Below are 16,629 nucleotides of genomic sequence, written 5' to 3'. Positions count from 1 at the left end.
CTAAGCATCTAAATTGAGAAAATGGGATTATTCACTTCTGGAAAATGTCCAAATCCCAACAACCTCAGGAGATTAATTTTTATTTAAATCACGATTTTTCAGAAGTAAAGTCATCTCTTCTGAAGTTTCCTGCATACCTCTAGCAAACCATTCTTCAATCCATCCGAACAATCCATATGAAAAATAAGCTGCTACATAAGCACCGAAGTTTGGATATTCTGGTTTTGGTCCGAATAGTTCTTTGAGTATTTCCTTCAGCAGATAGAACAATTTCCTTTGGCTAAGAAGCAGATAAAAATCTCTATTTTTACTAAAGTGTCCAAACAAACTCCCCAAAAGTTCATCTTCCGATGTACCACCACTATCTTGATATTCCTTATACCAACTGTCTATTAATTTATAAAGATATTCTTTCAGCACATCTTCTTTTTCATCATAATTCCTGTAAAACGAAACGCGACTTACTTGTGCTGTTGAGGTAAGATCACTGATTGAAATCGCCTTAAGTTCTTTCATTTTCAACAAATCAAGAAGTGATTTTGTAATTTGAAGCTTCACATGTGTGTTTTTCAATCTTTTATCTTCCACGTTACATTTTTTCCTTTCTGTATCATTTTCTATCGATTCATTGATTCTGATTTTAACCAATGATACATTTGTTACACAAAAAATGATACGTCTATTTTATGGAGTTCATACAACGGATGTATTCTAGATAAAGGAGAAAATATGATAACAAAAGACCTCTGATCACTCTTGTTAAAATTGTAGTTGAGCCAATTAAGTGACCAATCGATATCAGCTCCCTAGCGTATAGTTCGGTATGTTGTAAAAAGGCCCAAATTCCGGCACGGAAAAAAGTCTGAACATTAGGATAAAACAACTCAAGGGGTAACATCACGAAGAAATTGATAAGGAGATTAAGAGATGACACTTTCACAAAAACGCATGGTTATTCTGATTTTAGTTATCATCGTAGCTGCCGTTTTGGGCCGTCTTGCAGTGCGGGCATTTATGAGTTTTTTGCTCGCGGTACACTGTTTGGAGGTAACTTCTTATGAAAAATGAGAGAAAAGGCAGAAAAAAAAATGTTGCGGGGATCTATTTATGTTGGTGTTTTTATTCTTGTGTTCGCGGCTTCAGCAATCATCAAAATGACATACAATCCACTGTCTGGAGAGATGCAAGTTCATTGGAATGACACCGTTGGGCATGCATATTCAGATATCGCCTATGACGATAAGGAGCAAAATAAATTTGATCTCTATGTTCCAGCAGATAATACAAAGAAAAGCTATGGTCTTGTCGTATATCTCCATGCAGGAGGTTTTTCAACTGGTGACAAAAGTGATGACGCCAATATGCTGAAATGGCTTACTTCAAAAGGTTATGTCGCCGCTGGTATTAATTATACGCTGCGTAATGAAAATAATCCCGAAGCCAGTGTATATACTATGTCACAGGAAATCAAAAAAAGTATTCCAGTTGTAAAAGCGGAAGCGGAAAAGTTAGGCTACAATCTCGATAGAATGGCGATATCCGGTGGCTCGGCAGGTGGAACTTTGGCGCTATTGTATGCTTACCGTGATGCGGACACCTCTCCTATTCCTGTAAAAATGGTATTTGAGATGGTAGGACCACCGAGCTTTTATCCAGAGGACTGGGCTACCTACGGTTTGGATCAGAATCCAGAGGCAGCAGCAAATTTATTCAGCGTTATGTCTGGTAACACGATTACAACAGATATGATAGGAAAAGCAAGCTATGATACAGCAGTCAAAGATATTTCACCGTTTATGTGGATTGATAAAAATTCTGTACCAACGCTAGCTGCCTATGGAAAATACGATAAGGTCGCTCCGTTCGGAACAGTAAAATATCTGATCAACGCATTGGAAGAAAACAATGTTCCCCATGATTATTTCGAGTTTCCTCATTCGGGGCACGGTCTGCAAAATGACAATAAGCTATATTTAAAATATATAGAAAAGTTGAATGAGTACCTGGAACGATATATGGGGAGTGAATAGACAGATAGCTGTTTGAGGCAACAAAATGTGACAGATTTAGAGAAGGTACTATTTTTAAAAACTACCTTCTCTACTATCCAAAGTGAAAACGAAAAACTTAAGAATAACCGTCAAAAAAGCAGGTTTATTAATTAAATTTGAAGTTTAATATTTCCTAATTCATTACGCTTAAGGTTACTATTCATATATTACGCTTAACAAGACAATATCTCTTTCAGGTTATACGGCTTCAACATATGTCTGAGCAGGCTTTTCCGCCCGTGTTTATCTCTTCTTGAGTCTTTTTGTCATATGAAATGAGAAATCGTACTTCATTATGCTACCTATTCAAGTTAACTACATATGCTTTTTATTTAGATATATAACTAAACTAATCGGTAATCGGTCTATGCTTACATCAGTTTATTTTCAGTTTATTCAGATCAGGTATACTACTTCAAGGAAACAAGGCAGACAATCCACAAGACCTACGCTAAATTTATAATTTATTGAGAGTTAAGGAGATTTACGTGCATGAAAAAGATGTTGAAAATTACTGGTTGTATTATTTTTATCATTGCAGTATTGATTGCCGCTTTGTTGATTTACTTAGCAAATAATCCTGCCGTTCCGAATAATTATACGGAAACAGTCAAAACAGGCGGCGAGTTGGAAGCAAAGTATATAGCTATGGGTGAGCACGAGGTAAGTTATTTTGAAAGTGCCGCTATGATGTCATTTAAGAAATATGAGATTTTTTTTCCGGCGGATATATCCGAAATGAATAGATCGCTCCCCGTTGTTGTATTTGTCAACGGAACAGGGATCACAGGCTCTAAATATCAAGCACTGCAAAAACACCTCGACCATATTGGTATTACCGGACATTCACAGGGCGGCATCGGTGTAATAAACGCTATTACAAATCAGAAGCATTCTGACATCTATAAAGCTGCTGTAATGTTGAGTTCCGCGAAGACCGTGATGAGCGAAGCTCTGCAATGGACATCTGATCCTACGCTCATCAAAGCACCAACTATGATTTTTGGTTCCACTGGCAACACAGATGAGCAGATTGCACCTCTGGAAAGCCTGCAAAAACTTTATAATGACATCCCCAATAATGTCACAAAAGTGATGGCAAGAAGAAATGATGCCGATCATGGGCAAATGCTTTACTATGCAGACGGATATGTAACCGCATGGTTTATGTACTATCTTAATGGCGATACCGAAGCAGGAAACGCATTTTTCGGAGAGAATGCTGAAATTCTATCTAATGCAAACTTGCAGGATATTAAAAAAAACCATTAAGGGATTTGTGAAAGATTCGTGAGCGGTTTTCCACCCCTTACATTTTCGGGCAATGGTTGATTAAATCAAGCGAACGCTCCAAAGCCACATCGGATACTTGGGCAAAGTCTGTGCCTTTAGGAAAGAACGGTACAGTCTAACTCTCAATTTTCGGCATTGTATATGACCGACCAGATGCTGGAGATTACGAAATTTACTCATTCGCATTAACGATTCCAGGTTTCCAAATATGAAACCGGAGATATTACACTGGATATCGATACGCTCTATGCTATAGCAATTGCATTAAATGTACAGGTAGAGCAGTTGTTGCACACTGAGCCCAAAAACCGTTTGATTAGCAAAAAAGGCGTCCCTTCAGCTGAATATTAAACCATACCACGAAACCTTTCTCTGACTAAGGTTAGAATTTATTATTTTTTCATTAATGTGCGCTCACCAAGCCATAATCCTATGGTTTCAGCCAAGGGATTATGGCGAATGAGCATTAAATTAATTACACTCTAATCTCCCATCCAAATAAAAATTGATTCAGCTTCGTTTTACAAGTACCTGCCCTTTTCCTTTGCCATTTCGAATGACAAGCTATCTGAGTATTCGGTTTGTTTGGAGTGACTACAGGACTCACGTATTAACAAGAGTCAGTTGTTGGTTTTCTTCTTTACCTGAACAGGTACATTAAAATCATCTACGTTGATATGTCCAAACCCGCCTTTGGATTGGTCGACCACCTTTATATAAAGCTCCTCGCCGATATAATCCGTCGCATCCCAAATCTTCCGTTGATATTCTTCATAATTGGTTGCTGTCTCTTTAAATAACTCTTTGCCGTCCGACGCCCGAACCAACGCAACATACAGACGATCTATATCCCGGCCGCCGCTGATAAGGAAGTTGATCTTACCGTTCCCACCAAGGACGAAATTTTGAGATCTTAGCGCTCCGGTTAAGCTGTCGCCGCCGGCTTGCTCGTTGAAGCCCCACAAATGGTAGCCGCCCGGAATTTTATGCGACGGGTTGAAGTAAATGTTGTCCCAGAAGAACTGGGTATTGGTCACATGGACATTCTGGAAGGCGTCTCCTTCCGTTATCCACCCTGTTAAGTCGCCCGTAGCAAAATCATGGTTAGGCAGCTCTGTAATATCCTTATACACAGAATTATCCCACTTATCGGGTACATAGACCGGAGCAGCCGGTTTACTCGTTAAGGCATTCATATCCCATACTTGCATGGATTTGATATTGATATCGCCATCGGCCAGATCTGTAAGCCTAGGGAGTCGTATCTGCCTACATAGACACGAGTTGTCAGCTTCTTCTTGTAATTTGCAAATGCTTCAATGACCGAGCGATCGAGAAAGATATGGAGTTTCAAGTTCTCTCCTTTAAGATCTACATATCCTCCTTGAATGCCGTCCACACGCACATCCGGATCAATGCTGCCCTTGGTTCGATCCACGTTAAATGTCCCGTTCTTCTTGTCGTAGTAAATGAGCGTCTCTTCTTGGCCTTTTTCCGAGCGTCGCACCTTGAGACCAAATTTCTGGGCTTCACGCGGATCAATCTCCATCACAATCTCTAGTATGTCGCCTTTGACATTCTTAATCAATTGATTGGCACTCTCCAAATTTTTGTCCGAAAAATCAACCCACTTTTTCCCTCGAAGGTTCTGTAGTTCTTTAATCGGTTCGATATGCAATTTATCATGCTTATCGAGGCTTAGGGAAACCGGCAAAGATAAATTATGAGCCATCCGGATTGATATTCGGCTTGCGGTGTTCTTACATTTTGCACCATGGAAAATACGACCGTTCTTCCGTCGGGTGTGACCAGACCGCTCTCTGCGGTTAAATAGCCGTCACCTACATCCATTTTGGAGGGTGCCTCCTGATCAGGAATAAATTTAAAGTTATCCCGGTCCCAGGTCCCGATCCAGTAAAAGACCTCAACATCTCTTTGCACATCGTTCGCTGGAGGAACATGCTCCGGCTTTTCATGGGGATTAATCATGAAAATATATTTTTGCTTGCCCGTACTATCCGTGCCTAACGGCAATAACACTGGTAGCTCCCATACCGTCCCCAACTCCGGATAACGGCTTCTGTCACTAACGTATAACGGACCCTTATATTCCCAATTGTACATATCATCGGATACATACACCAAAGCTGTGCCGCTGCTGAAGTCTGGAAGACCAGATGTCACTAGCTGATACCACTTGTCCACCTCTTTGTCGTACCATACAAACGGATCGCGGAACTCGTTGTGTATGCCTTTTCCGTTCTGCTCCGTTACCGGTTTAGGATATTTCACCCATTTTTCCAAATAGGGATCGGACAAATCCGCCGGAGTTGCCAACCCTGTTCTTTGGTTCGGCGACAAGGAGTCGTTGCCAGCGGTATAGAACAGAACAGGATTGCCGTTTCGATCATACGCTGCACTGCCTGACCACGTGCCGTCCGGATCTAGGGTGCCCGCTTCGGGCGCAAGAGCAGGTCTTACATTTTCCCAGTTCACCATATCGTCACTCACCCAATGCCCCCAGTGGATTTGATGCCAGAATGGACCTTGCGGGTTATGTTGATAAAATAAATGGTATTTGCCGTTATAATAAATCGGTGCATGTGCTTCATTCATCCAGTTTTGCGGAGGCATCGCGTGGTACTGGGGTCGGTGCTGATCTCCGTCAAATACACTTGGATCCTCATCAATGTCCGCATTCGGAATTTTCGGAATTGAACCTCCATGAAGCGCCTTCACGCTCTCATATCCAGCAAGTATCTCCTGGTTCGTAAGGGCTTTATTATGCAGCTTCACTTCATCTAGGAGTCCGCTGAACATATTGAAAGAGAACACCCCTGCTAACTCTACAGGTTTATTATTTTTCCCGATAACCAGGCTTTCGGTAGATGGTGTGATGGGAACGTTGACGGGGGTTGCTTGGGAAGCCACTTCCTCACCGTTTAGATATAATTTAATTTTTCCATCTTCTTTACTGAAAGTAGCAGCCACATAATTCCACTTGTATTTTTCCAACGGGTGATCCTTTACCCATACCTGAATCCACTGACCGCCAATGCCTACTTGCATCGACCATGTACCGTGCCGATACATACCAAGAGAAAAGCCTTCTGCTTTATCTTGATCGGATTGGTTTACGATCGCAGACAACTTGTTTCCGTCTCCCCACTCATAGCTACGCGGTGCAACCCAAGCTTCGATGGTTAACGCGTCGCTTACAGGCACAGTATCGTTTGCATTGACCTCAACATAATTCGAGTATCCATCGAACAATAAGGCGCCGCCTTTTATTCCGCGCGGAGTCCATCTCGGATCCTTCGATGCCATATACCTGGCGTTGTTAAAAACATAGTTCACATCGTGCTTAAGATTGTGTACTTTCTCCAGCGCTTTCTTTCCTGCGCCTTCATCAAGGTTTAAGTGGAAAATAGTACCCTTACCACTTGCTTGGAAACTATCAACGGCAATGCTGGCTTCATTGGAATGATCGACAACCTTTACATAGAGCTTCTTGTTGTAGTGTTCTTGCACTTTCCATGAGATTTTCTCGTTCGCACTGACATTCCCGGTTCTCATAAGCAATGTATTGCTGTTCGCATCGTAAAGTGCAACATAGGCGTTTTCTGGTTTGAGGATATCCAAAACAGTAAAGTTAATCGTTCCGGTTCCCTGAAGCGTAAAAGTATTAGAAGTGATGGAGCCCTTTCCTTGCAGGGAGGATTTGGCATAGAAGTTCCCTTCTTTGCTCATATGAGCTTCATCAGTCACTTCAAAAGCATCTCCCTCAACCGTCCAGCCATCGAGATTTCCGGTTTCAAAGCTTGGATTATCGATTTCATAGCGCTTGAAATCTGGCTTGATATCTGTCGCAACAAATCCTTCAGCTGGCTCCGACTCATGGTACATGGAGAATGCGTCCGCAAAAATGACTCCCCAATCCGAGGTTGCATTATCGACGACCTCCACATACAGTTTCTTGCCCAAATATGTGGAAAGATCCGCCTTGTATTGCACCATATTGGCAAGCCGCATGCCCAGCGCGGGATCTGGGAAGCCAACGTCGGCGAATGCGCTATTTCCGTATCGGGCAATAACTTGTCCCGTATCGACTTCCACAATATTTATAAATACCTTGTCTGGGTTCTTCGCACCGCCAAGCCTGAAGCTGATCCAGCCGCTGCCACCCAGCACGAAAGTGCTGGAATGGAGTATACCTGTCGCAGATTCGTCATACTTCCAGCCGTTTAAATGATAAGCTCCTTCCTGGTTATACGGTATTTTTTCCGCCCACCAAGTCGTTTCGTCGGTTACGCTATTCGGACCGAACGCATCGCCTTTGACAACGGTCCATCCCGTCAAATCTCCTGTTTCAAATCCAGGATTCCGGATTTGATAGACTGAATCCGGAACTGACAATCCCATGTCATTCTTAGGAATATTCTTGATTTGATAAATCGCATCCGTAACCGATGATTTCACATCATTCTTAGGAATGAGCGTTTCTCCAGCAACAGTTCTATTTTCGGATGCGACAGAGATTCCCGGAACAACAAGCTGGAGAACCATAGCCCATATAACCATTCCCAATATCCAACATTTTCCTCCTTTTACTTTCCTCATTCTCGAGCCTCCTTCGAAACTTGTTATACTTGCGAACATCGATACCTCATTTCGAAATGCTCTCCTTGTACAAAGATGAATAGTCATGAAGAAGGGAGAATATGAATGAAACGTTTCCAAACGGAGGAATGCAAAGTTTCTTGATCATTTGTGCATACCCCATTCGTAAGGAGCGCCTAAACAACCGTCTTACCAAATGGACTGCATATCCCATATATCCAAGGATTTAACAAACGGTTCTCCATCTCCCCAAATCTCGAGTCCCAAAGCATCCATACGGCTCGGATATACCCGGGTTGTCAGGCTTTTCAATCCGTTTGCATAGGCTTCGACCATGGAGCGGTCCAAATAAATGTGGAGCTTCAGATTCTCCCCAAGTAGCTCCAACTTTCCGCCTTGAACCCCTCCGCACTTTTCTCCCGGGTGCAGCGTCGTTTTCGACCGGTCGACCAAGAGCATCGTTTGATTCCAATCATAATACAGCAGAGTTTCTTCCTCTCCGTCCGGCGTACAACGGACCTTGATTCCGAATTTTTTGGCGCTGCCGGGCTCCAATTCCAATTGAATCTCAAGCATGTCACCATGAACATTCCTAAGCTGTACATTAGTTTCAGCCAATGACTGGTCCCGAAGCGATAGCCGCTTGGGGCCACGCAGCGATTGAAGCTCCTGAATCGGCTCTATTCCCAGACGTCCGTCATCCCTCAAATACACGCTTAACGGCAAGCCTCCGTTATGAGCCCAGCCCGACTTATATTCCATCTCGGACGTCCTGTCGCCTTGGGCTATCGTAAAGACGATATTTCTGCCGGTCTTCGGATCAACCATTCCACTCGGTCCGGTAAAATGGAAATCCCCGACGTCAATCAATTGAGGTTCTTCTTGATCGGGGATGAACGAAAGATTTTGCTTGTCAAGTTGTCCGATCCAATAGAACACCTCGACATCCGCTCCCTTCCCCACAGGGCTAACAAGCAGGAGATGTTTGTTCACCCCCTGCTTGTCCCTGCCAAGGGGAAGAAGCACAGGGAGCTCCCAGATGGGTCCAAGGTAAGAAAACTTCTGAATATCCGCTTTAAAAAACGGCCCTTTATACGTCCAATTCAGCATATCCTGTGACGCAAATGCCAGTGCTGCTCCTCCTTCGATTCCGGACCCGACCAGAGCATACCAGCCGTCATCGTCCTTCCATACGAATGGATCTCGGAAATCCCCAAATGCGCCCATTCCCTTCTTCTGCACGATCAACGGCTCTGGATGTTTGACCCACTGAACCAGATCCGGGTTTCCGTCAAGGGTATAAGTACTTCGGGCAAGCGCTACGCTCTGATTCGGAGAAGCGCTGTCATTACCTGCCGTAAAGAACAAGACAGGAAGTCCGTCAGCATCATAGGTTGCGCTTCCCGACCAGATCCCGTCCGGTGCGAGCTGATCCTTTTCGGGCGCCAGGGCCACGGGTAGATCACGCCAATGCACCAAATCCTGACTTACCCAATGCCCCCAATGGATCTGATGAAAGAACGGTCCCTGCGGATTATGCTGATAGAACAAATGATATTGCCCGTCAAAATAGATCGGTGCATGGGGTTCGTTCATCCAATGGGCCGGCGGGCTAACATGATATTGCGGTCTGTGCCGATCAAGTAGCAGTGGCGTTCGGTCTAGCTTGATCTCGTCATAGTTTAATTGCGGCTGGATACCTTCATGAAAGGTATCCAGCACATAACGATAAGAAGCGGCCACTTCTTCCGCGCTCAGCGCCCGATTATAAATCTTGAGTTCATCAATGATACCGCTAAACATGTGCAGGCTGAACACTTCCGCCAGCAGGCTGCTATGGTTATTCTTGCCAATCAGAAGATCCGTGCCCGCCGCCTCAGCTAGGCGGGAACCACGAGGCACGGCAGCTGAAGCGATTTCACTGCCGTTCAAATACAGCTTGATTTCCCCTTGGTTCCCATCGAACACAGCATTCACGTATGACCATTCATTCTTCGGCAGTTCATGGCCGTCTGGCGACCAAAGTTCCTTCCAGTCCCCTCCTTCCAGCCCGACTTGGAAGGACCAGGAACCGTGACGGAACATGCCGAGCAGATAACCCTGCTTGCGATCCAGATTGTAGCGGTTCACGATGGCGGACAATTTGCCATCATCCCCCCATTCATAGGAGCGTGGGGCTACCCATACTCCTATGCTTAACGCTGATCGATACTCTGGCTCGGTGTTTTGATTTCCCTCATCGAACGAATGCGCAATGTAAGTCGAATAACCATCGAACAGAAGCCCTTTTCCAATTACCCCCTGTCTCCACCGTGGAGGGCAAGGTTTAGTAAACTCCGCTTGGTTAAATACGTACTGGATTTTATCCTGGACTTGGGATACGCTCTCCAGAGCTCTTGTACCGGTTCCTTCATTGAAGGCCCAATACATGATCAATCCCCGATTATCGGTTGCATGGCTCATACTTCAACCCTCCTTGTGTCTGCTCCGTTGGACCATTGGGAATATGAATGGAGTTAAGAGCATGCATAAAAAACGAGTTCACTATAACTTCCCCTGATTTCGCACTTATCTCAATACGATCCATCGGAGCATCAGGGAATATTTGATCCGTCAGTGCAACCAAACCCTCATTCGCGTACACTTCAACCGCGTTGCGATCCAGCCAAATATGCAGTTTGATCTTCCCATTCTCCGAAACCATTCTAGCACCGTGCTTGCACGCAAACGATGGGTGGAAATCAGTCAGACCCGATTTCGAACGATCGATGAATAGCCATTGGCGCACAGGGTCATATCCGATAATAGTCTCGCTTTGCCCAGAGGACTTCATTTTAATATGAACCTCGTCCCCGGAACGAATGTCGATATCCGCTTCAATTTCAAGCAGAACATCATTCGTTTTTTGCGTAAACGGCACCGCTGGCTTAACCTTAACCTCATTCCAGCAGAGCGTTCCTTTCCGTAGCTGCTCTATTTCCCGAACAGGCATTTGGGTCAGAACTACGCCCTCGTCTCGGCTGGTCAATGACAAGACGCGAGGCAGAGTCATTGTGCCTCTCCAGGCCCCGGTAGGCGTTTGGTTAGCATATTTCCAGTTGCTCATCCATCCGATGATCACACGCCGTCCATCCTGCTCAGCTATATCCGACCAGGTGACCCCCGCATAATTGTCCCGGCCAAAATCCAGCCACAGAATATGATCGGCCGGATGGTCATTGATGAACGTATTTCCGTCGAACTCTCCGATAAAGTATTGCGTGCGTGAGCCTTCCGGACAGTTGGGATTATCTCCGATGCTTATGATAAGTACCCATTTGGAATGTCCGCTGTCATCAACCGGTAATTCAAAGAGATCAGGGCATTCCCAAACTCCGTCATGCGAGCCTTCACTCTTTCCGAATTCGCCTGACAACGACCATTCACGTAAATTGTCGGAACGATAAAACCGAACGTGGTCTCCAGCGACAAGAGCCATAATCCAGCATTCACTTGGCGAATGCCAGAACACCTTGGGGTCCCGGAAGTCGACCAGATCATGCTCGTCGAGTATTGGGTTCCCCTCATATTTGTGCCATGTTCGGCCTTTATCGCTACTGTAAGCTAGGCTTTGCCGCTGGCGAGGTTGTCCGGTCTCCGGACAGCTGTCTGCATGAGTGAAGAGTGCGATCAATCCATGGGAACCATCGAACAGTCCGCTGCTATTATTCCAGTCAACCACACAGCAACCGGAGAAAATAGCGCCGTGCTCATCCGGGAACAGAGCGATAGGCATATGCTCCCAATGAACCAGGTCTTGGCTTACAGCATGACCCCAGTGCATTGGTCCCCATTGGTTACTATAAGGATGGTGCTGATAAAACAGATGATAGACTCCTTCGTAATAGACTAATCCGTTGGGATCATTCAACCAGTGGGAGTGAGGTGAAAAATGAAAACCCGGCCTAAATCTATCATCATCGTGCTGTTTATTTGTCTCGATTATCTGGGTAATTTCATCTGTCGTCGGCATAGATTGAAGAGCCCCTTTCCGTGTGGTTACTAATGCACCACCGGCATTAGCAAAAGTTAGCATACCGATGATTTGCTGTTTGGTCAGCTGATTCAAAGAAATACCAGCATTCAGTATCTTATATAACAAGCAGCCCAGAAAAGCGTCGCCGGCTCCTGTCGTATCAATGGCCTCTACTTGAAAACCCGGCACATATCCGTCATGACCCGCTAATCGGTAATAGCAGCCTTTTTCCGCTAAAGTTACGAAGATCCCAGCAATGCCGAATTGCTGTTGCAGCTCTAGCGAGCCTTTTTCCACATCAGTTGTACCCGTTATAAAGTGGAGCTCATCTTCGGATATTTTCAGGATGTCGGCATACTTCATGCCCCAAAGGATATTCTGTTTCGCTTCCTCTTTACTCTCCCATAAAGCAAACCGGATATTCGGATCGAATGAAAGCAGGACTCCTGCCTCTTTAGCCTTCACAACTGCCACTCTTGTTGCCGTACGGGCCGGCTCATGGGTCATCGACAAAGAACCAAAGTGCAGTGCATGGCAGTTTTCAATCCTATCGAACGGGACATCCTGCGTGCGCAAGTATGTATCCGCTCCTGGTTTCCGGTAGAAGCTGAACGATCGGTCTCCGTTGTCATCCAGATGAACAAATGCCAGCGTTGTATTGGCTTCATCTGTAAACGTAAGCGCAGACACGTCGATGCCACCGTTCATCAAGGTATCGTGCAGCAAGGAACCGAATTGATCATCCCCAACTTTGCTAATCAACGTCGCTCTAGCTCCTAAACGGGATAGAGCAGCTGCTACGTTAGCCGGAGCCCCTCCAGGATTGCATTCAAACTGCCCGTTGCCTCCCGCTGTACGACCTGATGGCGTAAAGTCTATCAATACTTCCCCAATGGTTATTACATCAAGCACAGTTTTCTCCCCACCTATCGTTTGATTATTTATTTATTAAATTTGCATTATAACGGTCCAGCCCTTTTTGATAGATCTCCATTAATTCGTTCAGCCCCATCTTCTCGAGTGTCTTCACATAGCTGTCCCACTTTTCGTCTACCTCGCCATCGACGATGAACTTGCCTCTTTGGGTATTTACATATTTAATAAGTTCAGGCTCAATCCGATTGATTTTATCTAGTTCATCCGGTTCAAAGAAGATGCTCGGATAGTTTTCCTTTTTCATATATGGAGTGTAATATTTCTCCAAATACTCAGCACGCTTCTGAGCTCGGGGTTCCATATCAACAACTTTTCCGAAGTCATCGAAAGTAATGACGCCCGGATTCCCTGTGCCTGGAGCCACTTTTTGACGGAATTCACCTGCGGAGACTCCCTTGGGAAGCGGCAGGTTCACCAATTTTCCTTTTTCGTCCTTCTTGAATACGAAATCCAACGGACCCCAGTGAATTTGAGCCGCCATGTAAGGGTCATACTGTTGATCGATCCAACGCATCGTCATTGCCGGATAACGGTTCTCCTTTGTAATCACGAAGCTACCTCGTCCCGGTCCTCCGCCGTTGTTGCGACCAATCATTTGATCTCCATTTGGGCCTTTAAGCGGGGGCAGCAGAGCATAATCCTTACTACGCTCCGGTCCGACAACTTCTTCGACTTCCCACCAAACGTAGGAGCCGAGCGTTTCATCTGGTGTTTTGCCTTTTGCTAAATACTGAGCGGCATCCTGGGTAAACGATTCAGGGTCAATCAGCCCCTGCTTATACCAGTTATCATGAATATATTTTAATGCTTCCTTAAATTGAGGTTGCGAAGCGGTAAAGATCACTTTACCTTCGCGGACGATCCGATGTTCCAAATTATCCGGAAGACCGAAAGCTCCGAATATGCCAGCAATGTCACTACACCACTGCATGTGCATAAAGCTTAATGGGATTTCATCAGCCTTGCCATTGCCGTTCGGATCCTTCGTTTTAAAGGCAATCAAAGCCTGCGTGTATTCGTCCAACGTTTGAGGTACTTTTAAACCCAATTTATCGAGCCAATTTTTATTGATGACGTGAAAGAAGGGGTTGGTATCGAGCTTATTCTCTTCCCACGACGGCAGCCCATAGATGTGACCGTCTGGTGCTGTGATGGCTAGTTTAATGTCAGGCCGACGATCGAGAAGCGCTTTCAAATTAGGCGCATATTTATCAATCAAATTCTCCAGCGGAATAATGGTTCCGTCTTTACCGTAATTGATTAGCTCGTAATCTGTGAATCCGGCTCCGTAAAAGGCATCTGGCAAATCTCCGCTGGCCAACAACAAATTTTTCTTCTCTGCAAAGTCAGTGTCTGGAATGTTTCCCCAATCAATTTTTATGTTTGTTTGTTTTTCCAGCCGCTTAAATATTTCCATTTTTGAGTAATCTGGAGCTAAAGCAGCTTTTGGGGATACCATCTTTAATGTCACCGCTTCTTTAACAATCGGAAGACCGGTTTTATTAAAATTTGCATCCTGATCCGGATTCACTGTCTGATTTTTTGATTCGCCACCGCCTCCCGAACATCCGCTAAGAGCAAACACTCCAGCCAGCATTAGCATTCCAGCCCTTTTGAATAATTTCATCGTACATAACCTCCTTATGTCAGTCCACAAGCTGAGAACTTCCCTTGTCCTTGTTATTTACTTGTCTGAATGCTGAATTTAGGTATTCTGTTGCACATTCCCCCTTTCAGGCACCCTGACAATGTTAGCCTTTGATCGAGCCGATCATCACGCCTTTAACAAAGTATTTTTGCAGGAAAGGATACAAAATCAGCAACGGTAGGCTGGATACCATGATGACACCATATTTGATAAGCTCTGTAACGCGCATCTTCGCTGCGTAGGATTCCACGTCGATCATCATGCTCGAGTTGGCCTGATTCTGGACAAGAATGTTGCGAAGGACCAGTTGTAATGGATACTTGCTTTCATCGTTCAAGTAAATCAAAGCGTCAAAGAAACCATTCCAGAACCCGACAACATGATACAGTACCATTACGGCTATAACGGACTTAGACAAAGGTAATACGATGCTCCAAAAAAATCTGGTATTGGAACAACCATCAATGGAAGCGGCCTCCCACATTTCATCAGGGATGGTCGACTGAAAAAAAGTCCTTACGATAATGACATTGAACACACCTCCTGCTCCAGGAATAACCAGTGCCCAGATCGTATTCAGCATGTGAAGATCTTTAATCAGCAAATAGGTCGGGATCAACCCCCCACTAAAAAACATGGAGATCAGTAAAAACCACATTATCACCGACTTTCCTGCCATTCCTTTACGAGCTAACGGGTAAGCTGCACATACGGTCACGGCAACTCCGATTAATGTTCCTAGACTCGCATATAAGATCGAATTGGCATATCCAATCCATATAGATGAATCGCTGAATATTCGCCCGTATCCATCCAGCGTAAAACCCTTTGGAAAGAACCATACTTCACCTGAGTAGATGAGATTGGGGTCACTGAGTGAAGCAATCAATACAAAATACAGCGGGAATAATACAAGCAACATAACTATGGTCAGCATGACGTAGTTGATGATGTCAAACCATAAGTCTCCCTTACTTTTTCTCTTTAATAATTGATTCAAATTGATCTCCCCCTTACCACAGGCTGGTTTCCGTCAATTTTTTTGCGATCCGGTTGACGGTGACTATCAGGATAATATTTACAACTGAATTAAACAGGCCAACTGCTGTAGAAAAGCTGTATTGTGCTTTTTGAATCCCAATTTCATAAACATAGGTCGGAATAATATTGGATGTGGCATAATTCAAATCGTTCTGCATAAGGAAAGCCTTTTCAAAACCGATGCCCATAATGTTGCCGAGTGCGAGAATCAATAAGATGACGATCGTCGGCAAAATGCTTGGAATATCCACATGCATTACGCGCTTCCATTTGCTTGCTCCATCCATGATCGCCGCTTCATGCAATTCCGGATTGACCCCTGCCAGAGCTGCAAGGTAAATGATGGTAGCAAAACCTGTCTCTTGCCAAACCCCTGATAATATATACAAAGGACGGAACCACCCTTCGTCGGCCAAAAACATAATGGGGTCCCCTCCAAACCAAGTGATGATGTGATTCACAATTCCGCTGTTTGGAGACAGAAAAACATTAAGCATACCGACGAGCACTACGGTAGAAATAAAGTGCGGTGCATAAATTACAGTTTGTACAATTTTCTTGTATCTCTTGGCAAGCATCTGATTGAGCATAATCGCTATAATAATCGGAGCTGGGAAGCTAAATACAAGCGATAGAGCACTGAGTGTAAGCGTATTAGTCATGATCGTCCAGAAGTTATAGGAATCGAAAAAATCAATAAAGTGCTTAAAGCCTACCCACTCGCTTCCCCAGATTCCCCGACTTGGTGAAAAATCCTTAAAAGCAATTTGTATTCCATACATCGGATAGTATTTAAATACGAGATAAATAATAATGATTGGCAGCAAAAACAAATACAGTTCATAATCACGTTTGATCTGGTTCCATATTTTGCGATTTGGCTTGATCGTAGAATGATCTAACTCGCTAATTCTTGTATTCACCATTACACTCCCTTTCTTGACATCGGATATTTTCATTTTTGAAACGTTTCCAATTTACTTTAAAAAAACGGGAAGACGAAGCATCTGTTGATCCAGACTTAT

9 protein-coding genes and 2 pseudogenes are annotated in these 16,629 nt (G+C 44.4%); 4 read left to right on the top strand and 7 right to left on the bottom strand.

The window, feature by feature from the left end; genetic code table 11:
• Positions 1 to 72: 72 nt before the first annotated feature.
• Entirely contained in the window at positions 73 to 588 is a 516-nt protein-coding gene (locus tag C400_RS0110570) for a TetR/AcrR family transcriptional regulator (RefSeq protein WP_016820902.1), read from the bottom strand.
• Between the two features lie 339 nt (positions 589 to 927).
• Between C400_RS0110570 and C400_RS27745 the strand changes: the two genes are divergently transcribed.
• From C400_RS27745 to C400_RS26765, 4 genes and pseudogenes are all read left to right on the top strand, one after another.
• Positions 928 to 1,068 carry a hypothetical protein gene (locus C400_RS27745; protein WP_017426947.1) on the top strand — a complete coding sequence of 47 codons (141 nt, stop codon included), beginning with the start codon at positions 928 to 930 and terminating at the stop codon, positions 1,066 to 1,068.
• Complete coding sequence (locus tag C400_RS0110560) at positions 1,065 to 2,030, top strand: alpha/beta hydrolase (protein ID WP_017426946.1); 966 nt, start codon at positions 1,065 to 1,067, stop codon at positions 2,028 to 2,030. The genes C400_RS27745 and C400_RS0110560 overlap by 4 nt, the downstream gene beginning before the upstream one ends.
• 513 nt (positions 2,031 to 2,543) lie before the next feature.
• The gene (locus tag C400_RS0110555; RefSeq protein WP_017426945.1) at positions 2,544 to 3,323 is read left to right on the top strand and encodes an alpha/beta hydrolase family protein; all 780 of its coding nucleotides are present in this window, start codon (positions 2,544 to 2,546) and stop codon (positions 3,321 to 3,323) included.
• Between the two features lie 228 nt (positions 3,324 to 3,551).
• Positions 3,552 to 3,695 (top strand): annotated as a pseudogene (locus C400_RS26765) (helix-turn-helix domain-containing protein); the annotation flags it as partial.
• Positions 3,696 to 3,964: 269 nt separating this feature from the next.
• On the opposite strand, the pseudogene C400_RS0110550 reads toward C400_RS26765, so the two are convergent.
• The 6 genes and pseudogenes from C400_RS0110550 to C400_RS0110525 all read right to left on the bottom strand — a co-directional run bounded on the left by C400_RS0110550 (position 3,965) and on the right by C400_RS0110525 (position 16,530).
• Positions 3,965 to 7,964: pseudogene (locus C400_RS0110550) on the bottom strand (GH32 C-terminal domain-containing protein).
• Positions 7,965 to 8,153: 189 nt separating this feature from the next.
• Positions 8,154 to 10,427, bottom strand: coding sequence for a GH32 C-terminal domain-containing protein (locus C400_RS0110545; RefSeq protein ID WP_017426943.1), 2,274 nt, complete (start codon positions 10,425 to 10,427; stop codon positions 8,154 to 8,156).
• Entirely contained in the window at positions 10,408 to 12,891 is a 2,484-nt protein-coding gene (locus tag C400_RS0110540; protein WP_017426942.1) for a PfkB family carbohydrate kinase, read from the bottom strand. Before C400_RS0110540 ends, C400_RS0110545 begins: the two co-directional genes overlap by 20 nt.
• Before the next feature lie 25 nt (positions 12,892 to 12,916).
• Positions 12,917 to 14,542 (bottom strand): ABC transporter substrate-binding protein, encoded by a 1,626-nt coding sequence (locus tag C400_RS0110535; protein WP_017426941.1) that lies wholly within the window; start codon positions 14,540 to 14,542, stop codon positions 12,917 to 12,919.
• Between the two features lie 124 nt (positions 14,543 to 14,666).
• Positions 14,667 to 15,563 (bottom strand): carbohydrate ABC transporter permease, encoded by an 897-nt coding sequence (locus C400_RS0110530; protein ID WP_016820910.1) that lies wholly within the window; start codon positions 15,561 to 15,563, stop codon positions 14,667 to 14,669.
• A 13-nt stretch (positions 15,564 to 15,576) separates the two neighbouring features.
• Positions 15,577 to 16,530 carry an ABC transporter permease gene (locus tag C400_RS0110525; RefSeq protein WP_026065421.1) on the bottom strand — a complete coding sequence of 318 codons (954 nt, stop codon included), beginning with the start codon at positions 16,528 to 16,530 and terminating at the stop codon, positions 15,577 to 15,579.
• Between the last annotated feature and the right edge of the window lie 99 nt (positions 16,531 to 16,629).

Origin of the sequence: Paenibacillus sp. ICGEB2008 (genome assembly GCF_000307675.1) — a bacterium.
GTDB classification, from domain to species: domain Bacteria; phylum Bacillota; class Bacilli; order Paenibacillales; family Paenibacillaceae; genus Paenibacillus; species Paenibacillus polymyxa.
The sequence above is the reverse complement of the archived record's forward strand: the minus strand, read 5'-3'. Positions and strand labels throughout refer to the sequence as shown.